We start from the raw sequence: 14,159 nt of genomic DNA, 5'->3' as shown, positions 1-14,159 counted from the left end.
TGCTGGAGCTGTCAATTGTGAACTTGCATAAGTACAAACAGCTTCATCTGCATTTACGCTAATTGGGACTAATGTAACAATTGTTGGATTTTGAGCATCAATAACTGTTACTGTTTGAGTAGAAGTTTCCGTATTTCCGCTACCATCAGCTACAGTCCAAGTTACAGTTGTATTTCCCAAAGGAAAAGTAGTTGGCGCATCATTTGAAGTGCTTGCAACAGAACAATTGTCAGTTGTAACCGGAATTCCTAAATCTACACCTGTTGCCTCACAAGAAGCATTGGCTGAAACTATAACATTTGATAATGCAATTGTTGGTTTCTGAGTGTCAATAACTGTTACGGTTTGAGTAGAGGTTGCTGTGTTTCCACTTCCATCAGTTGCAGTCCAAGTTACTGTATTATCACCTAAACTTAAAACAGCTGGGGTAGACACAACACTTGCTATACTGCAATTATCTGTAGCTGTTGGTGCTGTCAATTGAGAACTTGCATAGGTACAAACTCCAGCATCAGCATTGACACTAATTGGGTCTAATGTAGCTACGGTTGGATTTTGAGTATCTGTTACGGTTACAATTTGTGAAGCCGTTGCATTGTTTCCATTACGATCTGTTACCGTCCAAGTTACTGTTGTAGCTCCTAGTGGGAAAGTAGCTGGAGCATTATTTACCGCTGGTGTATCTATATAACAATTATCGGCAGTAATTGGTGTTCCTAAAACAACACCTGTTGCACCACAAGAGGCATTGGCTATAGCCGATACCGCTGCTGGGGCTGTTATTGTAGGTGGTAGATTATCTACAACGGTTACAAATGCAGGTCTAATGGTTTGGTTTCCACTAGCATCTGTTGCTATAAGAATCACATTATTTACACCCACATTTCCACAAACGAAGTTGTTAGGCGAAACGATAAGTGAAAAATCGCAATTGTCAGTCGTTCCATTATCTATCATTGCTGGTGTTACTAACGCTTGACCTAAATCATTAAGATAAACAGTAGCATTTTTTGTTTTGACAATAGGATAAATCACATCACCGACAGATACTAATTGTGTCGCTGTTGCGGTATTACCATTGCCATCAGTTACGGTCCAAGTTACAGTTGTAACACCTAATGGGAAAGTTGATGGCGCATCATTTGTTACACTCGAAACAGAACAGTTGTCGGTCGCTACTGGTGTTCCTAAAACTACTGATGATGACACACAAGAACCATTTACATCTGAAGAAACGTCAGCAGGAGCTGTTATTGTTGGGTTCACATTATCAGTAACATTTACCGTTTGAGTAGCTGTAGCTGTTCTTCCTGAACCATCAGTTACGGTCCAAGTTACGGTTGTCACTCCCAATGGATAGGTGGTTGATGCGTGATTGTTTGTTACACTTGCAACAGAACAATTATCAGCTGTTACTGGAGTTCCAAGTGAAACACCTGTTGCAGTACATCCTGAATTTGTTGTTGCATTTACTGTTGCAGGAGCTGTAATCGTTGGATTTACATTGTCTGTTACTGTTACTGTTTGGGTCGCTGTGGCAGTTCTTCCTGCTCCATCTGTTACTGTCCAAGTTACGGTTGTTGCTCCTAAAGGAAAAGCTATTGGAGCATTGTTAGTAACGGATGCAACAGTACAATTATCAGCTGTTACTGGAGTTCCAAGTGAAACACCTGTTGCAGTACACCCTGAATTTGTAGTTGCAGAAACGGCCGAAGGAGCTGTAATTGTTGGATTTTGGGTATCTACCACGGTTACTGTTTGCGTAGAAGTTGCTGTTAATCCCGAACTATCAGTTACTGTCCAAGTTACGGTATTTGCACCTAGCACTAAACTTGCGGGAGAAGCTATCACACTTGCAACACTACAATTATCTGCAGTTGTAGGTGGGGTTAATAGTGAACTGTCATAGCTACAAACTCCAGCACTAGCATTGACACTTATTGCTGTCAATGTTGCTATTGTTGGATTTTGTGCATCTAAAATAGTTACTATTTGTGATGCGGTTGCGGTATTTCCTCCAATGTCAGTAACAGTCCATATAACTGTGTTTACTCCTTTTGGGAAAGCTACAGGCGCATTGTTTGTTACGGATACCACTGCGCAATTATCTGCTGTTACTGGAGTTCCAAGTGAAACACCTGTAGCTGTACAACCAACATTTGTGTTTGCCGAAACTGCTGAAGGTGCTGTAATTGTTGGTGCTATAATATCATTAAAAGTCACATTAAAGGTTCGTGTTCCTATTGCCCCTAAACTATCAGTCATTAAAATTGTAATAGTACTTGTGCCGCTTATCCCGGCACTTGGTGTTATAGCGATAGATCTTGAGCTACCTGTGCCTGTAATAACAATATTACTGTTAGGAACTAAACTAGTATTAGAAGAACTTCCGGTAACAGTATAGGTATTATCGCCAGGGTATGCATCTGTAATGTTTAAAGAAAGGTCGCTAATAGAACCATTGATACAAGTTGTTTGATTAGCAATTGCTGAACCAACAGGTAAGTCATTAGCAAGAGTTGCAAAATTTGTAGCCTGTACCGAAGTGAATACATTGCTAACTCCGTTAAAAAATTTTGTAACTGCATATACACTATAATTTGAATCATAGGTAAGCCCTGTAAAATTATAGATATGAGCCACATTGGCAACACTAGGGATAGAGCTGCTAGAAATCACGGTGCCTCCAGAATAGTTTACTCCAGCTTCAATTTGCACATCAGTAGGCACGGTTGATCCAGCAGGAACTAAAAGATAACTTGTCGTTCCAGTTTGTGAAGCAGAATAAGAATAATCTGCCGAAGTATAAGAAATATTACTTACTGCAGATGCAGCTTCTGCTACTTTAAGAATGATGTCGGCAATTTCAACTAATGTTCCTGAAGCATAATACCAATCTAGTTCATCACTTTGCCCTGACAATAAATCATTAAATCGAACATACGTAGCGTAAGAACCATCGCCTGTTTGGGTTATGGTATTTGTTGCGGGATCTTGGTTTGTAGCATTTGTAAAGGAACAGCAACTATTTATAGTTGAATATGCCCTAGGAGAATTACTAAAAAACAAAATAGCCTCTGTTCCAGAAGACACCTTAATTGCTTTTGCTTGGGTTGCCATAGTTGGTATTAATGTAAATACACCATTAACTAAATTACCCCTCTCTTTAGTTGGTCCATCTGAACCTCCAACCCAATCGTCACGGGTGCCCACCCAAAGCCTAACATTACTAGCAGTTGTGCCGCTTAAATTAGTGATTTTTACTTTTATTCTAAAAAACCCATCGGGTTGTAAAAGGGTATAGGTGTTTTCTAAAAGAAATAACTGAGAATTGATTGTTATATTTCCAGAAAATTTAATGACGCCATAACCATCACCAGTGACAGCATTTGTAGTTGTAAACCCTGTGTAGTCATATACAGGATTAGACACTATTGGGTTATCTTGCATACTTCCGTTAATATTCCAATTATTGGTGCCGTCTCCGCCAACTCCCCATCTAATATCTAATGGGTAAGTACTATAAGTTAACTGTCTCCAAGTACTTAAAGCACTGTTGTAATAAAACGGTTGTTGCATATTTCCGGAAGAGTTTATTGAATTTTCTGCTCCGTTTCCAATTCTTCTTTGTCCGTTATTTAAAATCTTAAACTGTGCGTTTATTTGCAAAGAAAATAGCAAAAAAACAAATATCATTTTTAAAACAATATTGGTTGATGTAATTTTTCGTATCATAATCTATTTCTTTTAAATGGTATAATTAAACACTTGCCATACTGAGTTTATTTTTACAAAATCTATAGTTATAGGAATTGTAGTTTCCTTTCCATTATTAGTGTAAATAAAATAATATCTAACGAATGCCTTATCATTTTCAATATTCAATGTGTGGAAAAGAAAATAAGGTTTTGTGGGGGTTAATTCGCCTTTGGTCAGAAAGGAAACTCCCTTACCATTCACTTTAAGAACTTGAGAAAAAGTAATCTCCATTCCGTGATTTAGAATATAATAATCCGAAATTCTTGCTTGAACTTCGACTGGTATTTTATCTACTAAAGGTTGAAATACTAAACATTTTTGAATTAGCTGATCTTTATCTGGGGATGAAAAATTAGAATTAGCTGATGTTTGCGATTGTACGTGGAATATAATACCACATAACAGAAATAAATAAATTTTTTTCATTATTTGTTATTTGTTAATTCGTATTGTCTCATCCTAATATGATGGTGCGTAAAATGCAGTCATTCATTTAGAACAAGTAGTTTTTATTTGGAACTGAGGGAGGCGGTAATTTAATCTAACACAATGTTACAAATTGAATTACCTCATTGCTTAAGACGAAGTTTAGACAGAAATTTGATATGTATAAAATTTACACAATAAGTACAGTAAGCACATATAAAAAAAAGGGGATAGTTTTTCATAGCTAGGGGCTTTGACTAATAATATGTAACAATTTTTAAATTCTATTTATCTTCAGTATTGCGTATGTAATATTTACTAACCAAATCTGAATTAAAAGAACAATACTTGCTGTTTATCCGATAAAATTACCGTTTATCTGATATTTAAAGTATGATTTAAATCATACTTTTTAAAACCGTATGATTTTTACCTTAATTTAGAATGAGATTAATTAAAATTTTACGGTTTATTTATAATCAAAAAACCAAAAAGTAGATGAAAATAAAGCTAGGTTTTTATTTGCATATTTGGCCATTAACTTTATAGAGTGATTGAGAAGAAGAGTATGGTTTTAGTAATAAAATAGTTTGTTGTTTTCAGGAGTATAAATAGACTATAAATATAATAACTCAGTACATTACTTTAAAACCTAAAGAACTGTTTTCTCTTTGGCAATAAATAACGTTAAGTTAATTGTTATTATAAAAGTGACTATTTTATTCCTGTAAACATAAAGAAGCAGCACCCAAAATGGCAATTCCCTCATAGTTTGAAGTTTCTATTTTTAGATTCTGAATTTGTTTTTGGTAAGCAAATGATTGAAGAGACAATTCCATTGTTTTTTTGAAATAGGGAAATGCTTTACTAATAGAACCCCCTAAAATAATGGCTTCGGGCGCGTAAGTGTATAAAATAGCTTTTAAACACTCGCCTAAATGGAATCCAAATTCATTGAAGGATTTTAGAGCAGTTTCGTTTCCTTCGGCAGCATTTTGACTCAATTCCTTAGCACTCGATTTGTAAATAGATGTAAAGAAATGGCCGCTGGAATAATCTTCCATAATACCATCTTTGTAGTTCAGCATACCTATTTCACCAGCACCACAAAGAACGCCATTGTATAAACGTCCGTTGATTATTATTCCCATTCCTATTCCAGTTCCTATGGAAAGACCTATGAAATTCTCATAATGCTTTCCTTTTCCATATATTTTTTCGCCCAAGGCAAAACAGTTAGCGTCGTTATTGATGAAAACTGGTAGCTTATAGCGTTGCTCGACTAGTTCTTTCAGTTCCACTTCTTTCCAAGAAGGGATGTTTTGTACATCATATACAATCCCAGTAACAGGATCAACAACTGCTGGAACCCCAATTCCAATGGCAGTTACCTCTGAATTAATTGTGCTATCTATTGCTTCAAAAAGAGAAGAAAGCGTTTCCTCTTTTGTCGCTTTTGTATCAACGGTTCTAAAAATTTGTTCTACAATTAAACCATTCTCAACTCTTCCAATTTTTAATTCGGTACCTCCAATGTCAATCCCTAATACTATACTATTCATAATTATGAATCCGATTTTTTTAAACTTATTGTTTTATTATTTACTAATGGTGACGCCCAAAATCCTATAGATAAAACAAAACCCATTGGAATTAAAAGGAAAAACATCCCCATTTTTAGTGTTGTCAATTCTCCTATCCAACCCACAATAAAAGGAATTATGGCAGCACCAGCAATCCCAGTACATAAAATTCCGGATAAAGAGCCGTGATGGCTGCTAACAGAATTTAAGGCCAAAGAGAAAATGATCGACCACATAACGGATATAAAAAAACCAACCATTGGAAAGCAAATCAAAGCGACTTCTGCACTTCCGTTTAATGCAAAGAGCAAGGCCGTGATTGCAGCAATTGACGCTATTATTAAAAGCTTTCGACTATCTATTATCTTCAACAAGACTAATCCTAATAAACAACCAATGGTAAGCATTGCCCAAAAATAGGCTACAGTATTTGCGCCAATGATTTTTTCGTCGAAGCCGTGATATTCTTTTAAAAATTGTGAAATCCAATTTCCTATTCCTTGTTCTATTCCTGTATAGCAAAAGATGGAAATGAAAAAAAGAAGTGTCCATTTGTTTTTCAAAAGACTCCAATAAGAACCTGAATCACCGGCTCTTTCGTCCTCATTCTTTTCAAAATCGGGATATTTAGTTAAGAGTACAACCAGAAACAACACCAGACAGATTAAGGAAAAAACAACATATAAAGAGGCCCAAGGCAGATTTTCGGGAACTAAACTTCTTAATAACTTGCTTATATAATTATCATTCGTAACCGTGCCTCCCAAATTTTGATATAAATAAGGACTGGCGAATGAGGCCAAACCAAAAACTACTTGTGCTAATACGGAGTTAAATGCAAAATGTTCCTCACCTCCCGCAACTCGCAACATTGGATTAATGACTACTTGCAGCACCGCCATACAACATCCCAAACTAAAAAGCGTCAAGCTAAAGACTGCATACCCTGGGAAAACAACAAAAAGTAACGACGCTAGCATCATTACAAAGAAAGCAACAGCTAATAATTTTTTATCACTATATTTTTCGGACAAAAATCCCGCAGGAATTGACATTACACCATAAGCAATAAAGAATGAGAATGGCAACAAACCAGTAAGTGTCAAGCTCAGGTCAAAACTTGTTTTAACATCTACTATGATAGAGTTAAGGATATTAGTAATAAATGAGATTACAAAAAATATCAGCATTATCAGTGCAATAATTGAGTAATAAATTTTATGTTGGGAAGTATTTTTTTCCATATTTTTTTGAATTTATGGTTTTCCACAAATTACTTTTTTTTCACAAATTATTCATTAGGAATACACCATCAGACTGTGCAATAATACCATAACTTCTCGATTTTAAATACTTGTTCTGCGTATTTTTATATGCAAATTGCGCAATAAAACAAAGGGTTTATTTTTAGAGTATTACTATTTATCCAATCATTGTTGTCCGATAAAATTTTATGAATAATCAACAGGTCGCTCCTTCGGAGCTTTATTCAACAAAAATTACTGTTTTCTACAAACAGTTCACTCCTAACGGAGCTATTTCAGTCCCATCGGGACAGACTGTTTGTAGAAAAAGTGAGTCTCGCCCAAAACAAGCTCCAGAGGAGCGAACTGTCAGTATGTGCCACAAACATTGAGTTCGGAATTTTATTTATTTTTTTTGAACAACAATGTTATCCAATACAAAAACGACTTTTTTTATAAGTTTATCTAAAATTGCGGGACTTGCACTTGGGATTCCTTATTCGAAAATTACAGTTGCGGTACAAAAAGGGATTGGTGATAGGATGGCTCAATAGTAATTGTTATTTGTATTGGCGAAATGATAGGAAAGTTAGTAGCAAAAAGTGCCGCGGCAAAGGTAATTGCGGATTGTATAATTCAGCTTTTTGGAAGAAAATATAGTCAGTAGGGAAAGTTGCTTACGGGATTTATAATTAGGTGTTCCTCTTTTTTATAACATTGGATTTATTCTTGTGATTCCAATATTTTTTTCTTGATGTACCAATATAAAATTTCGCCAATGCTGGTTAGACTTCCTATGTTGGCATACTTTTTTGCCACCACATCCATCACATATTGCATTGATTGCTATTTTTGACGTGTCCTCAAATAGTGCTTAACTTTTTGGGGACGGCACATTTAAAAAAGTCTTTTCCTTAATTTTTATCTATTCCTTTTTTACATACAAATGACGGATGATTTCTGAAATAAGTCCTGTCCATCCAGTTTGGTGATTGGCACCGAGACCTTTTCCGGTATCACCATCAAAATATTCGAAGAATAAATGATTTTGATTAAACATAGGGTCTTTTTGAAACTTATCATAGTCTCCATACATTGGAATTTTTTTATCTGAATTTGGGACAAAAATACTCAACAATCGTTTAGAAACTTCTTTTGCAGCAGCATCAATAGTCATTACATTTCCAGAGTTAGTTGGATATTCTACCTCATATTCAGGACCATAATAGTTATAAAACTTCTCTAATGAGTCTAAAATCAAAAAGTTCATTGGGAACCATATAGGGCCTCTCCAGTTGGAGTTTCCTCCAAACATATCACCAGTAGCTTCAGCAGGGGTGTAATCTACTTGAATGGTTCCGCCTTCATAACTAAACTTGTATGGATTTTCTTTATGATATTTAGAAAGGGAACGAATGCCATAATCGGATAAAAATTCGGTTTCATCAAACATCCGTTTCATAATCATTTTCATTCGATGTCCTCTCAAAATAGCTAGTAATCGGGTTTCTCCTGTTCCTGTATTATGCCAAGTTGACACTAAACTCGCTAAGTCTGGTCGGTTATTTAAAACCCATTCTACACGGCGTTTAAAATCAGGTAATTTTTCTAACAATTCTGGTGTTAATACTTCAACGGCAAATAAAGGAATTAACCCTACCATCGAACGAACTTTGAGTAATTCGGCATCCCCATTTTCTTTATGAAGCATATCATAATAAAATTGATCATCTTCGTCCCAAAGATTTAATTTGCTTCCGCCGATAGACTGCATAGCTCCTGCAATGTGCAAATAATGTTCGAAAAATTTAGAAGCCATATCTTGATAAACCGGATTTTCGATGGCAATTTCACAGGCTATACGCAACATATTTAAGCTGTACATCGCCATCCAGCCTGTTCCGTCAGCTTGTTCTAAATGACCCCCTGTTGGCAAATCAGCCGAACGATCAAATACTCCAATATTGTCCATCCCGAGGAATCCGCCTCCAAAAATATTGTTACCTCCTTCATCTTTTAAATTAACCCACCAAGTGAAATTGAGTAACAATTTATGAAAAATGCGTTCTAAGAAAGCAGTATCTCCTTTTCCTCCATTCATTTCTTTGTCAATCTCATAGACTTTCCATGTTGCCCAAGCATGTACGGGAGGATTTACATCCGAAAAAGACCATTCGTAGGCAGGAATTTGACCATTAGGATGCATGTAATATTCTCTTAAAATAACCGACAATTGTCTTTTGGCAAAATCGGGATCTAATCGTGCCAAAGGCAAGGTGTGGAAAGCTAAATCCCAAGCAGCAAACCAGGGATATTCCCATTTGTCTGGCATCGAGATAATATTGGCCGTATAAAGGTGTTTCCAAGTGTTGTTTCTTCCTCTTTTTCTGTCTTTGTGTGGTTTGGGCATCGATGGATCCCCTTTTATCCATTCGAAAACATTGTAATAATACCACTGTTTTGTCCAAAGCATTCCTGCATAAGATTGACGTTGAATTGATTTTAAATTTTCGTCTTCAATCCCTTTTTGTAAAGCAGCATAAAATTCGTCGGCTTCGATCTTGCGTTGTTCAAAAACATCGTCAAAATCTTCAAAAGCATTTGCTGAAGTTTTATTGGTAAAACGAAGTCTAAATACTTTTTTTCCGTTACCGGGAATGGTTTTAGTATATTTTGCAGAAGCTTTAGTCCCGATATGATTTAGGTTTACTGCTTCATTAACTTTATTTACAACGTAGTTATTGATACCGTCTTTGGTATAATTCGTTAGATTAGGAGAATGGTATAATTTTTCGAAATTTGTTTCGTTATCGCAAAACAGAAATTCATCTGCATTTTCAGCATACAATTTGAAACGACCCACCACTTGGTGATTTACCTCAATATGTGAATTGCCAACACCTTTTAAATTTGGTTTGTATTTGTATTTTTCATAGCCCCAACACCAAGTGTTCCTGAACCAAACGGTTGGTAAAACAGTAATTGGCGCAGCAATTTTTGAGCGATTTTCAACGGTAACTTTAATTAAAAGATCTTGCTCATCCGCTTTAGCATATTCCATAGAAATGTCAAAATAGGCATCTTTATCAAAAATTCCAGTATCAAGCAATTCATATTCGGGTTCTAATCGAAAGCGTTTTCTGCTTTCATCAACCAATTTTTTATACGGAAAAGCACCTTGCGGATACTTGTAGAGCATTTTTTGGTAGGAATGAGTGGGAGTGGAATCTTGGTAAAAATAGATTTCTTTTACATCTTCCCCGTGATTCGATTCGCTTCCGGTTAAACCAAAAAAGCGTTCTTTTAGAATATGATCTTTATGATTCCAGAAAGCAAAAGCAAAACAAATATGTTGTTTATTATCTGAAATTCCTCCAATGCCTTCTTCTCCCCAGCGATAGGCTTTAGAGCGTGCCATATCGTGTGTTATATGATTCCAAGCATCGCCATTATTTGAGTAGTCTTCTCTAACCGTTCCCCATTGACGTTCGGTTAAGTAGGGTCCCCATTTTTTCCAACCCTTATTATCTTTCCTTAATTTTAAACGTAATCTTTCTGCATTTATATTTGACATGTCGACTTTAATTCTAAATATTCTGTGTCGCAATTTATACAAATACGCTTTAAAACAACGTAAATATTCTGTAAAAATCTACTTCATTTAATACTAATAACCCAATTTATCGACAATTTTTAGTCTAACTATTATGAATTTTAAAGGGAATTATAGTCTATGAGATGTTTTGTTTTTTGTTTAAACATAAGAGGCTCCGAATTCTTCCTTTTCAGGCTAACTAATATTTATGCTTAAATTTTGCTACTCCATAGGTTTTAGGGGATCCGTCAAGCTTTTAAAAAAACAAAAGGCATTCTCAAAACAAAAGTAAGATGAGAACTTATAAAACAAAAAACAGTAGCAAAAACGTTTTTGCTACTGTTTAATAGTTAATTTATATCTAATAATCTGTATCGTTTTTTTAGGACGAGACAAATTTAAAAACTATTTAGTTTTTGATAACTCTAACAGATTTAGTAATGTTCCCTTGTTTTAAAACAACTATATAAACTCCTGGAGCATATCCATTACCTATTTCTTGATTGTTGATATTAGTATATTCTACATTACGAGATTCTAATAATCTACCTGTAAGATCATAAGCATCAACTTTTACCTTTTCATTACTAGATGAGATATAGTTTAGTTTGAAAGTACTTGCAGATGGATTTGGATAAACCACTAAAGAAAATTCAGAACTTGCTATGAAATTATCAGTTCCAAGACTAACTCCAGTAAAATCAGCACCAGTTGCAGCAATTGAACTTGTTGATGGTCTGTAATCTAATCCTGTGTAAACTTGAGCATCTGTCAAATCGTAAGGTTTAATAAGTATTCCATCGCTTAAAGCTACTGCTGTATTGTTGCTTGTTGTGAACCAAGAAGCAATATCAAAACTTGCATTATTTGGCGCTGCTGCTTTGTAATAAGTTTTACCTGTAACAGTTGCTGCTATAATGTTGTTTTTGAATTTTAACTCATTATTAAACGCATTTGTTTCAGTAGTTTCACCATCAACGTTAATACCGTTGTTGTAATCCATAAAGATAGTGTTGAATATTTTTTGTTTAGTGTTTCTTCTCAACTGCGCATCTCTACCAAAACCAACTGCTAAAGTTCCTCCATTTGGCAAAGTAACTCTCTTATGTGGCCCAACTATCGTTACATTTGAAAATAATGCACTTGTGTATGGTGATACAGCATCACTTGTTGCATTATTGTCTGATTCAAATCCATTTGATGTTGAAATTGCTGGAACATCAGAAATTTGTGGATCTCTTACTCCTAAACAAAATTGAACGTTTCCGCTGAATCCATTATCCGTATCAAAATCATCATCTAATCCTCTAAAAGCTACCAAGTGTTTACAGTTTACTGTTCCTCCAAACCATTCGAACGAATCATCATTAGCAAAAGAAACCTGAACATAATCAACTGTCGTTCCTCTTCCTACTGCTCCAAATGTCAATCCATTGATTTCAGAATTTACTGCATAAACATATCCTGCAAATTCTATACGAACATATTTTAATGTTCCTGAATTGTCATTGTCATCTGGTGTTGAACCTCCACCGTATTGTGTATCTGCTGAGGCTGTAATACCTTCAATATTGTTTACACCTCCATTGATATTAAATGATCCTTTTCCTAACAATATTATTCCTCCCCAATCTCCTGCTGCTCTATTTCCTGGAGCTTGATCTGAAGTAAATACAATTGGATTAGTTGCTGTTCCTATGGCATTAACTTTTGACCCTTTAGTAACAAATAAACCTGCTCCTGTTGCAAGATGATCTCCTTTGATAACTACTCCTGCATCAATGGTTAAAGTCGCGTTGTTTTTTACATAAATTTGATTTTTCAAATAGTATGTGTTTCCTGCTGTCCAGTGTGTGTCTACTGTAATATTTGCTGTTACATCAACATTTGTTGCTGGATAAACTGTATTTTGTGGGTCGAAGTTAGTCCAAGTGTCTGTCCACATTGGAATTGGAGCTGGTGCAAATGCTCCTCTGTAAGGAACCGTTGTAATTGTAGGACAATTAGCGTGTATAGCTGAATTTGTATCATCACAATCCGAACCCAATGTAGTAAGTGAATACCCAGTTGGCGGAGTTGCATCGCTTAGTACTGCAGTACCTGAATCGTATCCATCACCATCTACATCTACGTAGTAGAAAGTAGATTGAATATTTCCTACTAGACTTGCATCAGTAAAATCAGCACCAGTTGCAGCAATTGAACTTGTTGATGGTCTGTAATCTAATCCTGTGTAAACTTGAGCATCTGTCAAATCGTAAGGTTTAATAAGTATTCCATCGCTTAAAGCTACTGCTGTATTGTTGCTTGTTGTGAACCAAGAAGCAATATCAAAACTTGCATTATTTGGCGCTGCTGCTTTGTAATAAGTTTTACCTGTAACAGTTGCTGCTATAATGTTGTTTTTGAATTTTAACTCATTATTAAACGCATTTGTTTCAGTAGTTTCACCATCAACGTTAATACCGTTGTTGTAATCCATAAAGATAGTGTTGAATATTTTTTGTTTAGTGTTTCTTCTCAACTGCGCATCTCTACCAAAACCAACTGCTAAAGTTCCTCCATTTGGCAAAGTAACTCTCTTATGTGGCCCAACTATCGTTACATTTGAAAATAATGCACTTGTGTATGGTGATACAGCATCACTTGTTGCATTATTGTCTGATTCAAATCCATTTGATGTTGAAATTGCTGGAACATCAGAAATTTGTGGATCTCTTACTCCTAAACAAAATTGAACGTTTCCGCTGAATCCATTATCCGTATCAAAATCATCATCTAATCCTCTAAAAGCTACCAAGTGTTTACAGTTTACTGTTCCTCCAAACCATTCGAACGAATCATCATTAGCAAAAGAAACCTGAACATAATCAACTGTCGTTCCTCTTCCTACTGCTCCAAATGTCAATCCATTGATTTCAGAATTTACTGCATAAACATATCCTGCAAATTCTATACGAACATATTTTAATGTTCCTGAATTGTCATTGTCATCTGGTGTTGAACCTCCACCGTATTGTGTATCTGCTGAGGCTGTAATACCTTCAATATTGTTTACACCTCCATTGATATTAAATGATCCTTTTCCTAACAATATTATTCCTCCCCAATCTCCTGCTGCTCTATTTCCTGGAGCTTGATCTGAAGTAAATACAATTGGATTAGTTGCTGTTCCTATGGCATTAACTTTTGACCCTTTAGTAACAAATAAACCTGCTCCTGTTGCAAGATGATCTCCTTTGATAACTACTCCTGCATCAATGGTTAAAGTCGCGTTGTTTTTTACATAAATTTGATTTTTCAAATAGTATGTGTTTCCTACTGTCCAGTGTGTGTCTACTGTAATATTTGCTGTTACATCAACATTTGTTGCTGGATAAACTGCATTTTGTGGGTCGAAGTTAGTCCAAGTGTCTGTCCACATTGGAGTTGGTGCTGGTGCAAATGCTCCTCGATAAGTTGTTGAGGTGAATTGTGCAAAACCAACGCAACTTACTAATAAAAGCATTGATAAAACGTAAATTTTTTTCATTGTGTTTTTTTGTTATGTTA

General features: G+C 35.4%; 9 protein-coding genes. 3 read left to right on the top strand and 6 right to left on the bottom strand.

The window, feature by feature from the left end:
* From PHC28_RS00630 to PHC28_RS00615, 4 genes are all read right to left on the bottom strand, one after another.
* On the bottom strand, positions 1 to 3,735 hold a 3,735-nt coding region (locus PHC28_RS00630), incomplete at its 3' end, for an HYR domain-containing protein (RefSeq protein WP_300095471.1).
* 12 nt (positions 3,736 to 3,747) lie between these two features.
* A complete protein-coding gene (locus PHC28_RS00625; RefSeq protein WP_300095468.1) occupies positions 3,748 to 4,185 on the bottom strand; it encodes a hypothetical protein in 438 nt (145 codons plus the stop codon).
* A 719-nt stretch (positions 4,186 to 4,904) separates the two neighbouring features.
* Positions 4,905 to 5,747: an ROK family protein gene (locus tag PHC28_RS00620; RefSeq protein ID WP_300095465.1), complete on the bottom strand. Its 843-nt coding sequence runs from the start codon at positions 5,745 to 5,747 to the stop codon at positions 4,905 to 4,907.
* Between the two features lie 2 nt (positions 5,748 to 5,749).
* Positions 5,750 to 7,012, bottom strand: a complete 1,263-nt coding sequence (locus PHC28_RS00615) for an MFS transporter (protein ID WP_300095462.1) — start codon at positions 7,010 to 7,012, stop codon at positions 5,750 to 5,752.
* Positions 7,013 to 7,221: 209 nt separating this feature from the next.
* Between PHC28_RS00615 and PHC28_RS00610 the strand changes: the two genes are divergently transcribed.
* Genes PHC28_RS00610 through PHC28_RS18300 form a run of 3 tightly spaced genes read left to right on the top strand, consistent with a single transcriptional unit; the run spans position 7,222 to position 7,679 of the window.
* On the top strand, positions 7,222 to 7,404 hold the full coding sequence (locus PHC28_RS00610) for a hypothetical protein (protein ID WP_300095459.1): 183 nt from the start codon (positions 7,222 to 7,224) through the stop codon (positions 7,402 to 7,404).
* A 33-nt stretch (positions 7,405 to 7,437) separates the two neighbouring features.
* Complete coding sequence (locus PHC28_RS00605; RefSeq protein ID WP_300095457.1) at positions 7,438 to 7,566, top strand: hypothetical protein; 129 nt, start codon at positions 7,438 to 7,440, stop codon at positions 7,564 to 7,566.
* Positions 7,567 to 7,589: 23 nt separating this feature from the next.
* On the top strand, positions 7,590 to 7,679 hold the full coding sequence (locus PHC28_RS18300) for a hypothetical protein (protein WP_367277966.1): 90 nt from the start codon (positions 7,590 to 7,592) through the stop codon (positions 7,677 to 7,679).
* A 258-nt stretch (positions 7,680 to 7,937) separates the two neighbouring features.
* On the opposite strand, the gene PHC28_RS00600 is transcribed toward PHC28_RS18300, so the two are convergent.
* Both PHC28_RS00600 and PHC28_RS00595 read right to left on the bottom strand, forming a co-directional pair.
* On the bottom strand, positions 7,938 to 10,586 hold the full coding sequence (locus PHC28_RS00600) for a glucosidase (RefSeq protein WP_300095454.1): 2,649 nt from the start codon (positions 10,584 to 10,586) through the stop codon (positions 7,938 to 7,940).
* A gap of 430 nt (positions 10,587 to 11,016) precedes the next feature.
* Positions 11,017 to 14,139: a T9SS type A sorting domain-containing protein gene (locus tag PHC28_RS00595; RefSeq protein WP_300095451.1), complete on the bottom strand. Its 3,123-nt coding sequence runs from the start codon at positions 14,137 to 14,139 to the stop codon at positions 11,017 to 11,019.
* Positions 14,140 to 14,159 lie beyond the last annotated feature (20 nt).

This window comes from Flavobacterium sp., from assembly GCF_028712645.1.
GTDB lineage: Bacteria > Bacteroidota > Bacteroidia > Flavobacteriales > Flavobacteriaceae > Flavobacterium.
Note: the sequence above shows the minus strand (reverse complement) of the source record. Positions and strands in the feature narration are given on the sequence as shown.

Coding starts and splice junctions, on each gene's coding strand:
- PHC28_RS00605 (WP_300095457.1), top strand. CDS start 7,438: ATGTTATCCAATACAAAAACGACTTTTTTTATAAGTTTATCTAAAATT.
- PHC28_RS00620 (WP_300095465.1), bottom strand. CDS start 5,747: ATGAATAGTATAGTATTAGGGATTGACATTGGAGGTACCGAATTAAAA.
- PHC28_RS00610 (WP_300095459.1), top strand. CDS start 7,222: ATGAATAATCAACAGGTCGCTCCTTCGGAGCTTTATTCAACAAAAATT.
- PHC28_RS00625 (WP_300095468.1), bottom strand. CDS start 4,185: ATGAAAAAAATTTATTTATTTCTGTTATGTGGTATTATATTCCACGTA.
- PHC28_RS00600 (WP_300095454.1), bottom strand. CDS start 10,586: ATGTCAAATATAAATGCAGAAAGATTACGTTTAAAATTAAGGAAAGAT.
- PHC28_RS18300 (WP_367277966.1), top strand. CDS start 7,590: ATGATAGGAAAGTTAGTAGCAAAAAGTGCCGCGGCAAAGGTAATTGCG.
- PHC28_RS00615 (WP_300095462.1), bottom strand. CDS start 7,012: ATGGAAAAAAATACTTCCCAACATAAAATTTATTACTCAATTATTGCA.
- PHC28_RS00595 (WP_300095451.1), bottom strand. CDS start 14,139: ATGAAAAAAATTTACGTTTTATCAATGCTTTTATTAGTAAGTTGCGTT.